The sequence below is a fragment of the Microcoleus sp. FACHB-SPT15 genome (genome assembly GCF_014849525.1).
GTDB classification, from domain to species: domain Bacteria; phylum Cyanobacteriota; class Cyanobacteriia; order Cyanobacteriales; family Coleofasciculaceae; genus Symplocastrum; species Symplocastrum torsivum.
Window position 1 is genome coordinate 82,765 of the sequence record NZ_JACJNU010000062.1, and the last position, 19,626, is coordinate 102,390.

Annotated in this window: 17 protein-coding genes; 10 read left to right on the forward strand and 7 right to left on the reverse strand. The window is 47.3% G+C overall.

From position 1 onward, the window contains the following. Nucleotides 1–43: 43 nt before the first annotated feature. Nucleotides 44–2,461: a lectin-like domain-containing protein gene (locus H6F98_RS24790; RefSeq protein WP_206759677.1), complete on the reverse strand. Its 2,418-nt coding sequence runs from the start codon at nt 2,459–2,461 to the stop codon at nt 44–46. Nucleotides 2,462–2,837: 376 nt separating this feature from the next. Between H6F98_RS24790 and rpmI the strand changes: the two genes are divergently transcribed. The 8 genes from rpmI (at nt 2,838) to H6F98_RS24830 (ending at nt 8,726) form a co-directional block, all read left to right on the forward strand. Further along, complete coding sequence (rpmI, locus tag H6F98_RS24795) at nt 2,838–3,035, forward strand: 50S ribosomal protein L35 (RefSeq protein WP_192221388.1); 198 nt, start codon at nt 2,838–2,840, stop codon at nt 3,033–3,035. 116 nt (nt 3,036–3,151) lie between these two features. Beyond that, nucleotides 3,152–3,508 (forward strand): 50S ribosomal protein L20, encoded by a 357-nt coding sequence (gene rplT, locus H6F98_RS24800; RefSeq protein ID WP_192221389.1) that lies wholly within the window; start codon nt 3,152–3,154, stop codon nt 3,506–3,508. Between the two features lie 113 nt (nt 3,509–3,621). Further along, nucleotides 3,622–4,407 carry a transporter substrate-binding domain-containing protein gene (locus H6F98_RS24805; protein WP_192221390.1) on the forward strand — a complete coding sequence of 262 codons (786 nt, stop codon included), beginning with the start codon at nt 3,622–3,624 and terminating at the stop codon, nt 4,405–4,407. A gap of 33 nt (nt 4,408–4,440) precedes the next feature. Continuing rightward, entirely contained in the window at nt 4,441–4,968 is a 528-nt protein-coding gene (locus H6F98_RS24810) for a tetratricopeptide repeat protein (RefSeq protein WP_192221391.1), read from the forward strand. A gap of 367 nt (nt 4,969–5,335) precedes the next feature. Continuing rightward, a complete protein-coding gene (locus tag H6F98_RS24815) occupies nt 5,336–6,103 on the forward strand; it encodes a tetratricopeptide repeat protein (protein WP_192221392.1) in 768 nt (255 codons plus the stop codon). Between the two features lie 248 nt (nt 6,104–6,351). After that, nucleotides 6,352–6,729: a response regulator transcription factor gene (locus tag H6F98_RS24820; protein WP_192221393.1), complete on the forward strand. Its 378-nt coding sequence runs from the start codon at nt 6,352–6,354 to the stop codon at nt 6,727–6,729. A gap of 75 nt (nt 6,730–6,804) precedes the next feature. Beyond that, a complete protein-coding gene (locus H6F98_RS24825) occupies nt 6,805–8,232 on the forward strand; it encodes a cell wall metabolism sensor histidine kinase WalK (protein WP_192221394.1) in 1,428 nt (475 codons plus the stop codon). Between the two features lie 182 nt (nt 8,233–8,414). Continuing rightward, nucleotides 8,415–8,726, forward strand: a complete 312-nt coding sequence (locus H6F98_RS24830; RefSeq protein WP_192221395.1) for a hypothetical protein — start codon at nt 8,415–8,417, stop codon at nt 8,724–8,726. Between the two features lie 83 nt (nt 8,727–8,809). Here H6F98_RS24830 and H6F98_RS24835 read toward each other — a convergent pair whose 3' ends face one another. Then, nucleotides 8,810–8,992: a hypothetical protein gene (locus H6F98_RS24835; RefSeq protein WP_192221396.1), complete on the reverse strand. Its 183-nt coding sequence runs from the start codon at nt 8,990–8,992 to the stop codon at nt 8,810–8,812. Nucleotides 8,993–9,459: 467 nt separating this feature from the next. Here H6F98_RS24835 and H6F98_RS24840 point away from each other — a divergent pair, with 467 nt between their 5' ends. Continuing rightward, nucleotides 9,460–11,187, forward strand: coding sequence for a succinate dehydrogenase/fumarate reductase flavoprotein subunit (locus H6F98_RS24840; RefSeq protein WP_192221397.1), 1,728 nt, complete (start codon nt 9,460–9,462; stop codon nt 11,185–11,187). Between the two features lie 174 nt (nt 11,188–11,361). On the opposite strand, the gene H6F98_RS24845 is transcribed toward H6F98_RS24840, so the two are convergent. Then, the gene (locus tag H6F98_RS24845) at nt 11,362–12,309 is read right to left on the reverse strand and encodes a tetratricopeptide repeat protein (RefSeq protein WP_313929940.1); all 948 of its coding nucleotides are present in this window, start codon (nt 12,307–12,309) and stop codon (nt 11,362–11,364) included. A 357-nt stretch (nt 12,310–12,666) separates the two neighbouring features. On the opposite strand from H6F98_RS24845, the gene H6F98_RS24850 reads away from it, so the two are divergent. After that, complete coding sequence (locus tag H6F98_RS24850; RefSeq protein ID WP_192221399.1) at nt 12,667–13,665, forward strand: hypothetical protein; 999 nt, start codon at nt 12,667–12,669, stop codon at nt 13,663–13,665. A gap of 189 nt (nt 13,666–13,854) precedes the next feature. Here the strand turns inward: H6F98_RS24850 and H6F98_RS24855 are convergent, their stop codons facing one another. The 4 genes from H6F98_RS24855 to H6F98_RS24870 form a co-directional block, all read right to left on the reverse strand. Continuing rightward, complete coding sequence (locus H6F98_RS24855; protein WP_192221400.1) at nt 13,855–15,054, reverse strand: homocysteine biosynthesis protein; 1,200 nt, start codon at nt 15,052–15,054, stop codon at nt 13,855–13,857. A gap of 168 nt (nt 15,055–15,222) precedes the next feature. Then, entirely contained in the window at nt 15,223–15,453 is a 231-nt protein-coding gene (locus H6F98_RS24860; protein WP_192221401.1) for a hypothetical protein, read from the reverse strand. A gap of 282 nt (nt 15,454–15,735) precedes the next feature. Then, a complete protein-coding gene (locus tag H6F98_RS24865) occupies nt 15,736–16,884 on the reverse strand; it encodes an AI-2E family transporter (RefSeq protein ID WP_192221402.1) in 1,149 nt (382 codons plus the stop codon). A 383-nt stretch (nt 16,885–17,267) separates the two neighbouring features. Then, complete coding sequence (locus tag H6F98_RS24870; RefSeq protein ID WP_192221403.1) at nt 17,268–19,619, reverse strand: glycoside hydrolase family 31 protein; 2,352 nt, start codon at nt 19,617–19,619, stop codon at nt 17,268–17,270. Nucleotides 19,620–19,626: the final 7 nt, after the last annotated feature.

Genomic DNA, 19,626 nt, shown 5'->3' on the forward strand with positions numbered 1-19,626 from the left:
CTCCTCAGAAGAAGTAGACTTCCGCACTACTCTTCTGTATGGTCTATTCGACACGAACACGAAAGCGAATGAATCCAAAATTATTACCAACAGAATTAGAAATATTACCGAGATTTACAAGGATAGCCCCACGCGGATTGGCTGGATCTAGGCAGGCAGAATCGGTTGGCAGGGGGGCAAGTGGTGAGAAAAAGCTGCCAGCATCAGTATCCAACCCGTTGGTTTGTGCAGTAGTCGTACCCGCACGATTCACCAAAATCCCCTGTTCTGTCCCAAAACTGTTGCGGCTAAATGTAGTCCCCTCTGGAATCAGGTCGCAAAAGTTGACAGCATTAGCGCTAAGGCTGCCATCGGAGAGGAAATAGATGGTGTATTCAACTTCGTCTTGACTTTGCAAAGGAATATCTGAACCTAGCTGAGGAACCCCTACAAGCGATAGTTGAGAAAAGCCGAGGGCATTATCATTTGGGTCAGCCGGATCATCTACAAAACCATCGAAGTTGACGCTATTGAGTGGAACACCACCTCTGGTGACTCCCGTAATGCGCTTAACCAAAAGCAGTCGTGGTTCCCCTGCAAGCTCTACAATCGTCGGCTGACTCTCATCTGGATTACCGTCATTATTTGGATCTGGGTTGGTGCCAGATGTTGAATCATCCGTCACCTGGGTATCATCTGGCCCTGTTGCTGTCCCCGTTGCCGTATTGCTGTAAGTATTAGAGTTATTACTGGGAGTTACCCTGACACTGAACGTAATGGTTGCTGTTTGACCAACTGCCAAAGTGTCTGTACCCGTCAAGAGTTGGGTGTCGCTGCTGCCGTTAAAGTTAGGATTAGTCGTCAGGTTGCTGCTGGTGGGAACAGACTCAACTGTGAAGGTTTCCCCAAAAGTAGCGGTTAGGTCTTCAACAACCTGAAGATTGTTCAGAGGCACATTTCCGAAGTTCTCAACTGTCACAGTGTAGGGAATTGTAAAGGTGCCATCATCGTTATTGACAAGGGTTTCGGCTTGCTTGGCGATGCCCAGCAGTGGAGTTTCGACGACAATCGTCTCGTCAGTCGTCGTGTTGTCCTCGACTTGATCAGGTTCTGCATCCGGAGCAGTTGGGTCGTCTCCGGGGGTAGAAACTGTCGCTGAGTTGATTACAGTGCCTGGGCTGGCTGCGCTAGTAACATTTACTCTTAACGTCAGATCGGGAAGGCTTCTGCCAGATTCAACTGGCGCGCCATTGTAAGTGCAGTTAACCACTTGCCCACTAGCAGAGCAGTTCCAATTCGTACCAGTGGCTGAGACGAAGCTAAAGCCCTCAGGCAACGTATCGGTTATCGTAATCGGACCAGTAGTAGAGCCAGCAGAGGGTGAATTGGCTACTCTTAAGGTATAAATCCCTTGCTGACCGACTGTGAAATCACCTGTGTGATTCTTTATAATGTTCAGGTTAGGTGGAACGGTAGTAATTAGGAAGGCTCGAATGTCATGGACATTTGTCCCTGTTCCAGTTGAAGCGGCAAAACCAAATTTGAACGTTGCAGGTAAAGGCGGTTGACCTGGTGCATTGTTCAAGTCGTATGTCTCAATAACAGGTATAAAGCCGTTACCGTCGAAAAAATCTATGTCAACAGATACTTGGTTATCAGGAGTCAGCGTAATCCTAACTCTTCGGGGTACGGCTTGTTCACGAGTAGTGGCATTAGGGAAGTCGAAGTTAGGCAATTCTCCACGGTCAGTTCCCGTTAGGTATTCGTAGCCTATCAGCCCCTGCCCAGCCCCTCTAATCGCCACAGCATTCGGTATAAACCCAGGGCCACCAATACGACCTTCTGTAGGGTTAGAGTAGTTGCCAAATTCATCAAGTCCAATCCCAATGTAAGCACCGTCTAGTCCGTCTTCTCCAGTATCTCTTTGAGCATAGCCAAGAGACCCTCCAAATGCGCCTGCATCATTTACTGGGACAGAGCCATCAATTAGGAAAAAACTAACACCATCCGCTCCACTGCCAGCAAAGGAGTACAAATCGTAAATAACCACAAGACCATCTTTAGAATCAATGGCTTGCTGGTAGAGAACAAAGCCTGCTTGATTGTTTAATTGTGGCGTGAGTCTGAGTACCCCCTCCCCAACCGCATCAATTGGAGGATTAGCACAACCAGGAATGAGGCTTGGTGTCTGGTCGTTAGCCGCTCTTGCTGTCAAGCAAGGTAGAACTTTATTAGGGTTTGAGGGGTCATCTACGCCAACTCTCCATTCAAAAACATTATTGTCTTGAAACGGCTCAGTTACCAGAACGTTCTGAGCTGCTGCTGGTGAACTATTGGTAGCAACTAGCAGGAGGACACTACCAGTCACCCATCGGAGATACTGGTTAGCATTAATAAGACCATTAAAGCGTGGCGAGGGTGATTTTACAGCTTGCTTATCTGAGATGTGGAACATGAAATCAAACAAATAGGATAAATGCATTTGGGGCTGATTTACAAGCTGGTGAGAACTGGCATTTTGCTCCTTCTCGCCCAGTATTGGAGAGGGGGCTGAGGCTGGGAGATTGTTTGTAAAACTGATCTGCTCCCAGACACTACTGCTACCAGAGGCTGTTTTTATCTATGCGAAGACAGGTCTGTTGTTAAGAACCACTGTATAGGGCTATACAATACAATCCCTGTCGTGGGAACGCTTGGTTCTGGTACAGCAGGCGCTCACTTTATCGGCTCATATTAAGCACACCTAGGTACGATTCATCAGCTCAAAGCTAGAGCGCGATTTGATACTAAATCGCCGTTTGCCTTGCTGTCCTAGATAGTAGTAGGATAATAGATTGTGTCCTTATTAAAATTAGTCGATGCCTAAACTAAAAACTCGCAAAGCTGCCGCAAAGCGTTTTAGAGCGACAGGCAGTGGCAAAATTAGACGCCGCAAAGCGTTCAAAAACCACATGCTAGAACACAAAAGCTCCCAACGGAGGCGCCGTCTGTCTCAGTTGTCGTTGGTAGATGAACGCGATGCAGGAAATGTACGTTTGATGCTGCCCTATTTGTAAAGATTAGGAATGAGGCGCTAGCTAAAGAGCAACCTGCTTTCTCGCTAGCCTCCAAACCTCAAAGAAAAACTAGTCTTAACCACTAAAAACCAACAACTAACACCTAATAACTAGCCATGACACGGGTAAAACGCGGGAACGTCGCTCGTAAACGACGCAAAAAAATTCTCAAACTGGCGAAAGGCTTCCGGGGTTCACACTCCACTCTCTTCCGTACAGCCAATCAACAAGTAATGAAGGCGTTACGCAACGCCTACCGCGATCGCAAGAAGCGCAAGCGGGATTTTCGACGCCTTTGGATTACTCGCATCAACGCAGCAGCCCGTCAGCATGGTGTTAGTTATAGCCAACTGATGGGTTTGATGAAAAAAGCCAATATCCAGATCAATCGCAAGATGCTTGCTCAACTAGCTGTACTCGATCCAGCTAGCTTTGGCAAAGTGGTGGAACTAGCTTCCCAGCCTAGAGGCTAAGGAGTTGGGAAAAGAGAGTAGAGGCGTTACCTGTAGCGTCTCTACATGAGCTTCATTGCTTCATTAAACCTCTACACTAGTTCGCAAACTTGGATTTCCGTTCAAGGTACACCATGGGGTTTAGCCGTAGGTTCTTTAGCTTCAATTTACTAGCGGGATTCGTAGCCTTGTCTTTAGTTGCCCTAGCGCCAGTGCAAAGTGCTGAACTAGATGAGATTGAAGAACGAGGTAAGTTGATTGTTGCTGTCAAAGATAATCTTCGTCCGCTAGGTTTTCGTGATGCTGCGGGTAATCTGCAAGGGTTAGAGATCGACTTGGCGAAGCATCTAGCGGAAGAACTCTTAGGGAATCCTGAGGCTGTTGTTTTGCAGCCGGTGAAGAATGTTGATCGGCTCAAGGCGGTACTAGAGGGAAAAGTTGACTTAGCGATCGCAAGAGTAACCGCAACGGATTCTCGTTCCCGCTTAGTGAACCTCAGTAGACCTTATTATCTGGATGGCACTGGTTTAGTAACCAAAGATCGCTCGATTGCCAAATTGAGTGATGTGGCGACAGGTACGATTGCAGTACTCAATGGCTCTAGCACAATTGCTGTTGTAGATTATGCCTTACCAGCGTCGAAGCTGGTGGGGGTTGATTCCTACCAAGAGGCGCGATCGCTTCTAGAAAGTGGTGGTGCGATCGCGTTTGCGGCTGACAACAGTGTCCTCACAGGTTGGGTGCAAGAATATCCTGAGTATCGGCTGTTGCCTGTGCGACTTTCCGGGGAAGCCTTGTGTGTCGTGATGCCGAAGGGATTACAGTACAATCCTTTAAGGCAACGGGTGAATGGAGCGATCGCTCGTTGGCAAGCATCAGGGTGGCTAGCACAACGGATTGCCGCTTGGGGGCTACCATAAGATCATATTGAAGCCTTATAGTTTCACGTAATCATGGAAAATTCACTTCCTATTATTTATCTGTCTGTCTTGCTGGTGATACTTGCCAGTGCTGGTTGGGCGGTAGTCCGTCAAGTCCTTAAAACTCGTAAAGTCGAGACAGCACTCTCTCGACTGGAAGGAAAGCTCAAGAAAGAGCGAGGAACAGTTCAAGAGTATTACGAGTTGGGCAGCATTTATACGGATAAGAAACTCTTCGCCCAAGCGATTGTTGTACTCCAAAAAGCGCTGAAGGGTGTGGACGCTGAAGAAGAAAACCTTTCTCCTGTCCACAATGCCCTTGGCTTTGCCTACTTTTCACAAGAACAGTACGATATTGCGATTCGCGAGTACAAGGAAGCGATAAAGCTAAATCCAGGCTATATTACGGCACTCAACAACCTGGGTCATGTTTACGAACGCAAGAAGCTAACAGCGCAGGCTTTGCAAACCTACGAAGAGGCGTTGAAATATGAACCCGATAATCTGATCGCAAAAACCCGCGCTGAATCGCTACGAAAACGGCTTGTGACTTCTGCCTGAAGCGGAAACAACCACTTAGTTTGGATAAACAACACTTTAGAGGCACTCCTGAGGGAGTGTCTTTTGTCATAATTCAATCAAACTCAGCATCTGGCTACGCGAAAACTCAAAGGCGAATGGATAAGGTTAGCTGATTTAGTACCTATTAGACATATTCACTTAACACATAGACGACTCTTTAGGTAGACGAGCCGGAAAAGTTACAGAATTAACTTTTTAAATAGAAGCTTCAAGAATATGTCGTTAGCGCTCTAACTGATGTAGCTTCTTCAAGTTCAAATCTTTTTAAACTAGCAAGATCTGTTCAATTTTTACCAGACTGCTTGAAACCTCAAAGTGCTTTTAGCATAATACTCAGGATATAGCCATGAAGGCAAAAAATCAGAAAAATTCAGTTACAAAACTTGTTAGCTTGATAGGCGTTGCTAGTGCTAGTGTTTTTCTCGCTTTGCCAGCCTTAGCACTCGCCAATTCCAACTCTAGTAGCTTTGATAGCTCTCTCAATAAACGCGATCGCCGTGTTGAATTTACTGAGAGAAGCGGACAATTATTAACTCAAGGTACATCAGGAACTGGTGGAACAGGCTCTGGTGGTACGGGCGCTGGCGGAACAGGAACTGGTGGAACAGGAACTGGTGGAACAGGAACTGGACAAACCGGCACTAGCGGAACCGGGGCTGGTCAAACCGATACAGGTGGTACAGGTACGGGTGGTACAGGTACAGGCGCTGGTCAAGGTGGTACAGGCACGGGTGGCACAGATACTGGTCAAGGGGGTACGGGCAGAACAGGTACGGGTGGTACAGGTACGGGTGGCACAGGCGCTGGTCAAGGCGGTACGGGTGGTACAGGCGCTGGTACTGAGCAAACTGGCACTGAGCAAAGGGGTTCTGGGCAAACAGGTACTGGTCAAACTGGCGCTGGGCAAGCTAATGGTCAGCAAGATGCATTTACTCAATACATGAACGCTGGGTACACGGCAACCCAGCTAAGAGACTACCAAACTGCTTTGGCTTACTTTCAAAGGGCGCTTCAGCTACGTCCTAACAACCCTTATGCCACACGAGCGGTTAGCAATGTACAAGGTTATCTTCGCCGTGGCACCACTACACCAACTAATCAGGGCAACCAATAGTTAAGAATTCTGGTTTTCATTAGCTTTGCTGGGGTTGTAATTACAATCCCAGTATTTCTATGGAACAAAAACACTCAGGTATTTACAGATCAAGGAGTGATATCCAGATCTGAGTTCAAGCAGTTGTTTCGTAGAAGAACTTCCCGTAGTAGAAAGCAATTTCTTTCGGTTTAGTATTTTATGGTGAAAATGTCTAAAATTTGGACTCCGCTCTCTTAGGTATACTTTACATAGGAGGGTAAAGTTATATGACACAAGTTTTACTAGTTGATGATGAAGAGGCATTGCGAGCTAGCCTGAGCTATGCCTTAGTTAAAGAAGGTTACCAAGTAACAACGGCAGCGGATGGTCGAGCGGCTCTCAAACTATTTCATAAAGAGGTGCCAGACATCATCATTTTGGACTTAATGCTACCAGAGATAGATGGCATGGAAATCTGCTGGCGCATCAGAGCATTTTCTAAAGTACCAATCATCATGCTGACAGCTAAAGACCAGGACATTGATAAAGTTTGGGGCTTAGAAGCAGGTGCAGATGACTATATCACCAAACCCTTTAACACCCGTGAACTCCTAGCACGCATAAAAGCTGTTTTACGGAGCCGTGCGTCTGGTCAAAACTCTTAATAAGCTCTCATTGTCAAAGAGTACAACGAGCAGGTTGAAAATTTCCAACCTCTGACCTTTAACCTTTAACTTCTAATGGATTGGTTACCAATTCGTATTCGCTGGAATTCAATTTACCAAAAACTGTTAGTCACTTATGTGGCGCTCACGGTCTTAGGAACCTCTATCCTGGCAGGCTACATTATCCTGTCTTTCTACGGCTATTTCATGAGTATGAGGCAGGCTGATTTAGATGCCTGGTCTACTGCCCTCAGTGAGAGCATCGCTGACGAGTTGGAGGAAAATAATTTCAAGCGAGTAGAAGTGATAGTGCAACGTTATGGGGCGCGTCAATCCGTTACTCTGCGCCTCTTTACACCAGAGGGTCGCCTACTGGTCACGTCTTCTCCCCAGCTAGATCGACAGGTAGCTGATTGGAAGACTGTTCCTGGAATGAAGGAGGCGCTTCAAAATAAGCCAGCGCAAGGGGTAGCGAAAGGTATCCTGTCAAACGATGACCGATTATACACAGCACGACCTATATCCCGTAACGGTCGCCGACTGGGTATCCTACGAATGTCGATAACGCTAGAACAGTTCCAGCGTCAGTTTCGCATAGCCATTTTCACTGTTCTAGGAGCGCTCGTTCTGACGGTTGCACTCTGTGCATTCATTAGCGAACGCCTTGCCCGCAATATGGCGAACCCGATTAAGGCAATGCGTAATTTTGCGATTGACGTGGGTGGTGGTCATTTAGGAGACAAATTGAACATCCATCGAAGGGATGAACTTGGTCAATTAGCGACTGAATTGAATCGAATGAGTAAACGGTTAGCTTCTCTTGATCAAGAGCGACGTGCCTTCCTGGCTAATGTATCTCACGAGCTACGCACTCCAGTCAGCAACGTCTATGTTACTTTGGACGCACTTGCTAGTGGTGCTGATGAGGAACCAGAGTTACGCAGTCGCTTTATCCAGACAGCGCAAGATGAGACAATGCGTCTCTCCCGACTGATTAAGGATTTACTGGATTTAGGACGATTAGAAGCGGGTGTCACCACACTGGAACAACAGCCTATTCGAGTGCGAGATCTAGTTAATCGGGCTGTACGAGCGATCGAGTCCCGGATGCACTCCAAGAATATGACAATCGTCGCAGATGTTCCTGATCTTGAGATAGAGGGCGATCCAGAAAGGCTCTTACAAGCGTTTCTAAATATCCTGGACAATGCTCTCAAGCACTCGGTACAAGATTCTACAGTCTTTATCTCAGGACAGGTAGAAGGGAACCAAATTACTTTGAAAATCCAGGACCAAGGATTAGGAATTAGCGATCGCGATCTTCCTCATATTTTTGAACAGTTCTATACAGGAGACCGATCGCGCCAAGGCAGTGGAACAGGTTTAGGGCTTGCGATCGCCCGACGCATTGTAGAAGCGCATGGCGGAAAGATAACCGCTAGTAGCACTGGCAAAGGGGCAACGTTCACTATTAGTCTTCTACTTAATGCACCCTCTTGTTAACTTGTTCACCACGTCAGGATAAGAAAGTCGGTCATTAGTTACACTCCAAAAAAACTCCATGATCATATAAAGCGAAATTCGTAAAGTTATGTTTCAAGCCGCTTAAAAATATATTGAGAAATGACCCAAATCTGAATACGACGCTTATCCTTAAAATTTAAAGAAATGTGTCGAGGGAAATCATGGATAAATTTAGCAGATACCGCTTTAGCTGCACCCTAAGCTTTGGTGACATATATGGACAAATCATCGTTTGGTTAATCGTCATTTTCTTCAGCCTCGCTTCTGCACTAGCTCTTTGGAGTGCTGATCGCCAAATCTATGCCTTAGCAACTGTTGGGTTAATTTTGGTGCTGTCTCTGCCTTTTTTGGTCTTTGCCTTCGTAACCACACTACTAAACCATATTGAGCTTTCTCCGATGCAAGAAGGCGAGACGAGTGTGACAACTCAAGGAACTACGCCTATCCAGAAACCAGCCCAAGTAGCCAGTTAAAGAGTCATCTTTAACGTATCGCGGAAGTCCCCACCTTGAAGACAAGCGGGTCATATCGAGCATACGCCTTGTACCCGCAATGTCTAAGGCGGGGATAGGGAGCGGGAAGCTTCCGTCCCTCCAGCTTCCAATCCCTCTGGGGTGGGCAAGCGATCAATCCAATCTTCGATAAGTTGAGTAATGGTTTTTTCTTTCGCCTGAGCGTAAGCTTTCAACTTCGCTTGCCTTCTCTCTGATACTTTGACGTGTATATCTTTTTTAGCCATATCTTTGTACACAACTTGTACATTTAATGTATCATAAAGATGGTTGCTGACCCGCCCGACTGTATGGACATCAGACAGGTTTAATCCGAAGTAGCAGTAATAGGCTTACCGCAGAAACATCAGAGATCGGGGAAAGAACATGACCACTGGTACGCAGGTTATGCCCTGTGGTAAAAGATAATCCAAGCCATGTTGTACGGAAAGTTATACACCTGCGGAAGACGGGTGTCTGCCTGGGTTCTCGCAAGGGATAAAAGTCGTAAGACTAGAGATGCTGTGTAAGTCCAATTTGTAGCAATACGAGGAGGCGGTGGCAAATGATACAGGAAACAAGGGTTTTTGCTTTTTGAAGCTCAGGCTTCAGCGAAGCCAGCCTAAGTACTTCACGAAGTTCCCCACCTAAAAGCGAGGAATTTTTATTGATGTCACGATAAAGACAGTAGGAATTCTAGATATCCAACTAAAGAATGCTAGAACACGATGTCGTTATTGTTGGTGGCGGATTAGCCGGATGTCGCGCCGCCTTAGAGATTAAACGCACTGACCCGACGCTGGATGTAGCCCTCATTGCTAAAACTCATCCAATTCGTTCTCACTCTGTCGCTGCCCAAGGCGGGATGGCAGCAACGCTGAAAAATGTGGACGCTGACGATACTTGGGAAGCCCATGCTTTTGATACGGTTAAAGGTTCTGATTACCTGGCAGACCAAGATGCTGTTGAAATTCTCACCCGTGAAGCCCCAGATGTTGTAATTGACCTAGAACACATGGGAGTGTTGTTCTCCCGTTTGCCTGATGGTCGGATTGCTCAACGTGCCTTTGGAGGGCATTCTCATCGACGTACCTGCTACGCAGCAGATAAGACAGGTCACGCCATCTTGCACGAACTGGTGAATAACCTCCGGCGTAACGGTGTCCGTATCTACGAAGAGTGGTACGTGATGCAGTTGATTTTGGAAGATGCCCAGGCAAAAGGTGTTGTGATGTTCAACATCCTGGACACAAAGTTGGAAGTGTTACGGGCAAAAGCAGTAATGTTTGCGACTGGTGGCTATGGACGGGCATTTAATACAACATCGAATGACTATGCTTCGACGGGTGATGGTTTAGCAATGTCAGCCGTTGCAGGTGTACCACTAGAGGATATGGAGTTTGTGCAGTTTCACCCAACGGGTTTGTATCCGGTGGGCGTATTGATTTCCGAAGCGGTGCGAGGTGAGGGGGCGTATCTCATCAATTCAGAAGGCGATCGCTTTATGGCGACTTACGCGCCTAGTAAGATGGAACTTGCTCCTCGTGATATCACCTCAAGAGCGATTACCCGTGAAATCCGTGCGGGTCGTGGTATTCATCTGGATGGCAGTGCTGGTGGCCCGTTTGTCTATCTCGACTTGCGCCACATGGGACAAGAAAAGATTATGAGTCGCGTTCCCTTCTGCTGGGAGGAAGCGCATCGGCTACTCGGTATTGATGCTGTCCATCAGCCGATGCCAGTCCGACCAACTATCCATTATTCGATGGGAGGAATCCCTGTCAACACGGATGGACGAGTGCGTAGTGGTGCTGATGGGTTAGTTGAAGGCTTCTTTGCGGCTGGTGAAGCTTCTTGTGTCTCAGTGCATGGCGCAAACCGTCTAGGGAGTAATTCTCTGTTGGAATGTGTTGTTTATGGGAAAAGAACAGGTGCTGTGATCGCACAATATGTCCAAAACCGTAAACTGCCAGATATTAATGAGCAATCCTACCTTAATGCGGCTCACTCACAAATTACTGCCCTGTTTAATCAATCTGGAACCATCCGAATAGGACAATTGCGTCAAGCTTTCCAAGACTGCATGACTGACTACTGTGGTGTCTTCCGCAGTGATGAGTTAATGCGTGAGGGCTTAAACCAACTACAACAATTGCAACAGCAGTACCAGCAGATTTACTTAGATGACAAGGGCAACTGCTGGAACACAGAAATCACTGAAGCCTTGGAACTTCGTAATTTAATGCTTGTTGGAGAAATCATCCTCACGTCTGCCCTAAATCGGCAAGAAAGTCGTGGGGCGCATTGCCGCGAAGACTATCCTGAGCGAGACGACAGCAATTTCCTCAAGCACACTCTTGCTTACTACTCACCAGCAGGCATTGACCTGCAATATAAACCTGTGAGTATCACTTTGTTTGAACCGCAAGAGCGGAAGTATTAATTGGGAATAGGGGATTGGGGATTGGGAAGAACTCACATTCCGCTCTTCAAGAGATTCTATGAAGTGGGCTTAGGCTGGAACATTTGCTGTGTTATGCACGGCTACGCGCCTACTTGCCAACGCGAATACGAACATAAAAGTCCCATTCCCCATTCCCCATTCCTCATTCCCTAATTAGGGGCTACCACTAGGTAAGGGTTCTGGAAAATCTGGCGTAGTGTTGTTAGCTGGTGAGTTAGTAGGGGCTGGTGTTGTCCCTGTAGGCGGTGAACTCGTGGGGGCTGGTGTTGTCCCTGTAGGTGGTGAACTCGTGGGGGCTGGTGTATCGCCTGATAGCTGCTTAACTTGGTCTTTGTACTGAGGTGGTGCTAGGGAAACGGCGGTTGTGAATAGGGGTTTGGCTTCTGCGATTTTCCCTTGTTGTTTCAGAACTAATGCTTTAGCTAGGACAGGGCGAAAATCTTGTTGATTGGCTTTGATGGATTCATCATAGACAGCGATCGCTTGTGTGTAACGCTGCTCAGCCGCATAGATTTGACCTAACAATAGCTGTACTGAGATAACATCCACACTTCCTGGCTGAATCTCATTAACTTGTGTTGCAGTTTTGAGAGTGTCCTGCAATAGCCCAATTGCTGCTTCTGGACGATCTTGCTGGATTAACAGACTGACGAGTCCTTGAAGTGCGTTCAAGTTACCAGGCTTTGAAGCAAGGATTGTGCGGTAGGTTTGAGCGGCACCTTCGCGATCGCCTGTTTGTTGCTTGGCTTGAGCCAGCAAGACGGCATAATCAGTTTGGTCAGGATTCAGCTTAGCTAGCTGTTCCAAGGGAGCGATCGCGCCTTGGACATCCCCTTGCTGTAGTCGCACCTCCAAAAGCCCTTTTAATGCTGTAACATTTTGTGGCTCCCGTTGCACAACCAGTTCGTAACCTTTGGCTTGAGCTTCCAGTTCGGCTTTTTTGTCTGCTGAAATGCTCGGTGTAGCTGCTGGTGTAGTTCTCGCTGAGGGTTCACTCCCCTCAAAGATACTACCCAGTAAAGGAACCATCGAAAAACCGACAAATGCCAGCACAGCTAGCACCAGCACCACATTTATCAAGGGATTGCGCTTTTGAGACACAAAAATTCTCTGAACTCTATATGACATTATCAACCGACACGAGAGATTTTCCAGTTGTCTAAACTGGAAGCGTGCCAGAATATTGGCAGAAATGAGCCTAGCTATAATCGAGTGCGGGCATCTCCGATTAAAGATTCCATAAACTTTGCGGATATACCAGTCATCTCACTGCATTCTGTACAATGAGCAGACTGATAGCAAGCTCTCTCACCTTCCGGCTTTTTGTGAGCTTTTTTTTAAGAGCATTGTTTCTTAGAGTTGCCCCAAATAGCTGGATTGTTTTAAAAACCATGCTGATGATATCAGCGAAACTCCCACAAGGGAATGTGTCTCCGCCGCTAGGAGGTTAGAGGTTATATGAGTCATCTCGTGAATCGGTCTTCCGACTCACCTAAGTCGTCTGGTGATCATCCACCAGAAACGAACAGTGTGCAAAACCAGCACCAATCAACGCCAGCCGACGATTCGCCAAACACGCCCACTGAATCAGCCCAAACGGCTGATTCAACTGAGACAACGTTACCAGACGTTCAGCGACAGCAACCGATTCCTCCGCCGAGTGAAGCGATGCAGTACCGAGCGATTGGTCTAATACGAGGGCAATATATGCCATCGGCAGACCAATTGACGCGGGGCACGCTCTTGGCGGCGGATGGAACATTGATTGATGCAGTGTTACTGGGTCGAGTGATGAGCTTGGTGAAGAATCACCTGAGCTTAGACCAACCCCACCTTTGGGTTGTTTATCCCCGTTCAAGGCAAGAAGACGGTAACTTACATGTCCAAATTGTCGGGGTTTGGGAACCCGAAAAACTGAATCAGCCAGCATCAACTGCACCCTCCTCGACGGAGGAAGTGTCGGAGAGTTCTGAGACACAGAAGGTTACGGACGAGCCAGAATCTGACTCCTCATCAGTTCTTAATGATGGCTACTTTTCTATTCGCGGTGAGGTAATTTACCAGTCGCGGGAACAAGAACAAGTAATCGTCAAGATTAAGCAGTCTCCTCGTAAAGAGTCAGAGAAAATTAAGTTTTTTAAATTGAAGCTTAAGGGTTCTCTAGGAGACCGAGCTGTTGGTCACTTCTGGGATTTGCATATCCAGCTACAGGCTAATACTCTGCTGATTCAGGAGGCAAACGACATTGGTTTAATGCCTGTGAAGAAGCGAACCGGAAGGAAACCCCCTTACGGAAGGCGACCTGAAGGAAGAAAGAGTACCTCTAATCAACGCCCTGTTCGCAAAGGAGAGCGTCCAGCGGCAACAACACCACCCAAGCGCCGAGAATCGGTTCCCAAACCAATCAAGCGCAGTGAACAGCGAGGTGGCGGAGGCACTTCCGGGAGTCCCTCTTGATTTAAGCTATCAGCTTTCAGCTATCAGCCCTCAACAGCGAGGCTGAGGCTAATACAAGCCCAATAATATTCCGTAACGCTCCTGCCAGTGGAAGGAGTGAAGAATGATGGCGGGGTTTAGTTGGCTACCCAATCACTTTTTGGTGACTTGGCTTCTAGCTGATAGCTAACTGCTGATAGCTGACCACTTCTACTCCAGAGCAATTTGAGAACCCCAACGATCTTGAGGTAAGAAGGAGCGATCCATCGGGATTGCCGCAACGGGTTCCGTAAGAGTAAACTCGCCGCTTTCAATCCATTGCTTTAATTCCAAAGCAACTTGTCGCGAGAGGAAGATGCTGGCAAGAGGAGCAACCCGTACTGCTTTGCCATCAATGACGATGCGACCTGTTTTAAGTTGGGCATAGCTTACTAACCCGAAGGTAGGACGGACACGTCGAGGAATGGAAAAGTCCACTACGGGAGCAACGATATCCTTATCTTGAACAGCACAGGCATTGACAACCTCTTCTGTTAAAACAGGCAGGGGTACGCCAACGCCAAGCATTAGGGATGGACCATAGTTTTTGAAATAGCATCCGCGCACCCACTTAGGGTTCATCTGCTTAGCATCACCAATCAAAGCGAGAGTTGCCGCAGGCCCAATTGGTGTGCGATTCGGAAGACGTTTTTGTAAAGGGAAGTGCTGAGTGCCTTCCCAAGCAATGTAGCCGATGCCACCACCCAGGAAAATCTGAGTTCCAATCCCAATAAGTTTTAGATCTGGGTCATTAAGCAGGGGAGAAATGGCACCAGGGTTGGAATAGACGGCATTTGAAAGTCGGGGTTGAAGGGGACCAAGGTAGGTGTATAAAGGGCGATCGCCTCCATTTACACCCACAATAAAGTTTTGGTATAGATTCCGGGGATTAAATAAATAAAACTGATTAATTGTTTCGCGTGTAATGGTTGTCTCAAAAGATGCTCTAGGGTAGCAGTCTGTGACCTGCCCAATTGCTCGTAACTGTATCGGTTTACCCGCAATCAGGTCTTCAATGACATGACCGCCGCCGCGTTCTCTCGACTCTTCAACGTCTGGAAGTTCGCTCGTACCTGTATAGTCTACGACTTGAGTTGCCCCTAAATATAAATCTACTGCCCCAAAGCCAGCATAAGCCGGGACACCATCTATCCAGCACTTACGAATCTTCACAGGTGGGTCTGTATGACCCAAGTTGATAATCGCTCCCGACGACTCCATTGGTTCAAATGTGCCAGTGGTAATTACATCCACTTCTTTTGCCGCCTGAGTAACACCAACCTCTGCTACCCGTGCTTTCAGTTCTTCTACCGTCCAAACCACAGCACGCTGGCGACGAATTTTGTCATTAATTTCAGCAAGGGTTCGCATGATATGAGTTATCGGCGTATGTGCAACAGGGGAACAGGATTCGGAAACTAAGCTCTCGGAGCCTTTTTTTTGATAACTCAATGCACATCAGCCTAGTTATGACTCGTCCTAAGTTTGGTTATCCGAATGCTGTGCCCTTACAAGAGTGAATTGATGAAATCGGTTAGTTTACTCAAAAGTCCGGTGAAATTGGAGGTGTTCTCGCTGGATAGTCCAGTCTGATTGCTCTGGTGTCACATCAAACGTGATTTCGTAGGTAGCGTCTGGATTGTTCGCCTTGAGGATTTGCAGATGGGCTTCAGCGTCATTGCGGCGGCGAAAGCGAATGATGAGCTGTGAGTGCATATTAGGGAAGCTGCGAATTATACACCATGGCAGCAGTTTATTTTTGTAATTCATGAGACTTTCCTTGTTAGTAGATGCAATCTGCTTATGCAGCAGGATTTATGCTACCGCGCTTCTTGGTGCGTAGTTGATTTTTTAAGAAAAGCGATCGCAATGAAAAGAAAAGGCAGGGAAAGCCAGGGAAGCCGAAAACGCAAGGGGAGAGTTTTTAGGGGTGGGTTATTTGTCTAGGGACGATGATAAAGATTAAGTAAAGTTTCCTAATTCCTAATCACATTCAACCAACACTGTTAATTTCCACTAACTTACTTCTCAGTAGATTTGCTGACTTATCCCCTATTTCCTCTCTAAATCATTAGCACTTGGCTTATCGTGAATGGCTACATTCTCTTGTGCTGCCTGATCAGACCCATGTGCCTCAGGTGAATCATTAACAATGACTAATTCAGTCTGTTTTTTTTGGTGACCCTGCCATTGATCAAGAATATCTTTAATGACTACTTCCTTAAGCCAAACCTGAGCAACAACAGTTAAAGGCAGAGCTAGGAGTAAGCCTAAGAAACCGAAAAAAGTCGCAAAAAATACTTGAGCCAGTAACGTTACAGCAGGTAATAGTGACACCTGTTGTGCCATTACATAAGGCGTGAGCAAGTTCGACTCAACTTGTTGAATCAACACGTAGAGAATCAACACCGCGAGCGCTTTCCAAGGTGTCTCAAGTAAAGCGATCGCAATCGGCGGTATAACACTTAACGCCGGTCCAATATTAGGAATAAAAGTCAAAATACCTGCTAATGCGGCTTGTGCTAGGGCTAACGGTACTCTCAGTATTAGCAAGCCAACAAAACTCAGCGAGGCAATAACAAACATATTGAAGAGAATACCAATCAGCCACCCCCGCAAGGCTACCTCACATTGATCTAAGATATTTTCGACTCTATGCCGATAAAAAGAGGGAAAAAGCCGTATAAAACTTTTACGATAAGGGGTAGGGTCAGCTAATAGCATCAACGTCAAAATTAGCACCAGCAAAAACTGACCAAGGAAGCCCAAAGAACTAGAGAAAAATGTGAAGCCACCACCCAACAATCGATTAGCCAAAGGCTGTAACTGTTGAATCAGTTGGTCAACATTCGGAATATACTCCATCAACTGAGGAGAAATCCGACTTTGGAGTATCTCAAACCAACTGCTGAATCGTTGTATCCCTTTGGGAACTAACTCACTTAGCTCTTGAAACTGAGAAGCAAAGGGCGGCACAATTACCAAGAAAAAGCCGACAAAGACTGCAATCAAGAGAAAAATCGCAAGCAGGACAGCAAAAGCCCGCTTCATCCCCGACTGATGGAATCGTTTCACCAAAATATTTAATGCATTGGCAAGCACGACGGCGGCAAATATAAGTAACACTACCTGCCGAATTTCCCACAAGATGTACACGGAGACGATAAAGGCAAGTAAGCCAATCCATCTGCCTAGACTCACAAACAACCTCCCACCTGCTGTGGCTTGACAAAGCCGTAATTCTAGTTCGATGCAGCTAGATTAGCTGATCTTGAATGCAATGCTAAAAATTTTTGATACTCCCGGTATCTAACCTAAATTAGCAACCTGTGAAGAAACGTTCATCAGTCCCAGGTTATGAAGCATTGAGTGGAGTGGAGAGGAAGAGTAATAAATACGCTAGCTCAAAGACAGACTAGTCTTCCCTCAATACTGTTCGGTTAGCCTATCCCCAACCCCTCTTCTCTTAGGAGAGGAGAGCAGGATTCCCCCCTTCCCTGCTACGGCAGGGGGGTTAGGGGGTTAGGTCGGCTTTATCCGAACAGCATTGAGTCTTCCCCTTCCTTGCCTTTCTAAGCACTGTGTCAGTCTAAATTTGTTGAGAATGTTAGCTGGCGTGCTGTGCCATCATCGACGAAGCGTTGTTCCCCAACACCGACGAGTTCCACAACCGTTTCACGCGCAGTCGGTGTCCACTCACCTTCACGCGCTCCAATTTCGACAATTGTCTGTTCCCCTTCTGAATGAATGCGGTAGGTTGTTGTGCAGCAAGCACCTGTTTTGTACTCAAAGGTGTGACCGTCATCTTCATAAAGCGTCCACTCGCCAGTACCTCTCCACACCCGAATTGTTAATGGGTCTAAGGGACGCTCATCTACATATTGCATCACGGGTGCCATCGGAATAATTGAGCCAGCCCGAACATACAAGGGCATCTGCTCAAGCGGTGCGTGGGCAAGGATTTGAGTTGGGCCTTCAAAAGCTTCATTACTCCACCAGTCGTACCAACGTCCTTCGGGTAAATACACTGCACGGTATTCAACGCCGGGACGGTAGATAGGTGCTGCCATGAGTGAAGACCCTAACATCACCTGGTCAGAGAGAGTGTAGGTTTGTGGGTCATTGGGGAAGTGATAGAGGAGAGGGCGTAGAACTGGTGCCCCAGTTGTTGCGGCTTCCCAGAAGAGAGTGTAGAGGTAGGGAAGCAAGCGATAACGGAGTTCGATGTACTCGCGGCAAATTTTCTCAGCCTTGTCGCCAAATACCCAAGGCTCATGCTGTGCGGTACTCAGTGCCGAGTGTCCCCGCATCAAGGGGTAAAGTATTCCTACTTGCATCCAACGGGCAAATAATTCGGCTGTCGCATTCCCGGCAAACCCACCAATATCAGCACCAACAAAGGCAACACCCGATAAACCCAGGTTACAGAGCATTGGTATCGACATCTCCAGGTGTTCCCACAGCGCTTGATTGTCCCCAGTCCATACGGCTGACCAACGTTGGACACCAGCATAGCCGGAGCGCGTCAGCACAAAAGAACGCTCTCTAGGGCGTAACTGCTCAAGCCCTTGATATGATGCTTGTGCCATCGTCAATCCATACAAGTTGTGAGTTTCAGCATGGGTTGCACCTTCTTCAACAGGTCCCTGTGGAGAGTCGGGAGGGAACCAAATCTTATTACCAGGGTCGCCAAAGGGACGATCATCAAGCGCAGGCTCGTTCATGTCGTTCCAGATTCCTGCTACACCGATACTGGTGAGGCTTTTTTGCAAACTTCCCCACCAATCCCGTACCTCAGGACGCAGGAAATCGGGAAAGACAGCTTTATCTGGCCAGACATAGCCGTGAAATAGCTGACCGTTAGTTTTGCGTACAAAATAGTCTTTTTCTAACCCTTCATCAAAAACCCGATAATCAGCTTCTGGCTCATACTTAACGCCTGGATCAATAATTGTCACTGTCTTGAACCCGCTCTGCATTAAGTCATGTAGTAATTGGGGAGCATCAGCGAAACGCTTAGAATTCCAGGTAAAGACACGGTAGCCATCCATGTAATCAATATCGAGATGGATGACATCACAGGGAATTCTGCGTTCGCGAAATTCACGGGCAAGTTCGCGAACGATATCCTGCGACTCGTAGCTCCAACGACATTGGTGATAACCTAGTGCCCACCGAGGTGGCAACGGCATTCGACCTGTGAGTTGAGTGTAGGTGTTGAGAATCTTTGCAGGTTCAGAACCATAAATAATGTAGTAATCCAATTCACTTGCCTGTGTTTCCATTCGCCAAACACCAGGCTGCTGGGCACCTATATCGAACTGGCTCCAAAAGGTAGTGTTGAAGAACAACCCGTACCCAACTCCTGGGCGCAACGCCATGAAGAAGGGAATCGCTTGATACATGTTGTCTGTAAGTACGTCGTAATCGAGTGCATCAAACGTCCAGTTGGTTTGAACTTTAGACAACTTATCGAGTAAACCCGTGCGTTCCCCAAAGCCATAGAAGTGTTCATCCGCTTCAATGCGTTTCCAAGCCGCAACCGCACCAGCCCGCCAACTCATTACTGGGTCAGCATCTTGGGCAAAGGGCTGTCCGGCTGAGTCAAAGCACTGGATACGGCAAGGGTCACGCTGGACAACAATCCGTAGTTGCTCCGTTTCAATTTCTATAGCCTCTGCGGTTTCTTGCACCTCAAACGGTACAGGCGACCATTGTTCATCCGCCCGTGTTACTGCCCAAGATCGACGGGGTAGAAATGTGCCAGTAGGTGACATTCGTACCCTAACTAAGTTCGGGGCAAGCACACTAATCGTTATGCCGGGTTCACCACAGTTAAAGCGCACCTGGCGATCGTCTTGTTGTATTGCCTGTATCGCTCCGATGGTTGACCAAGATGGTTTGGTTGTGTGCAGTTGTCCGAAGTATTGCGGCATAGTCCCT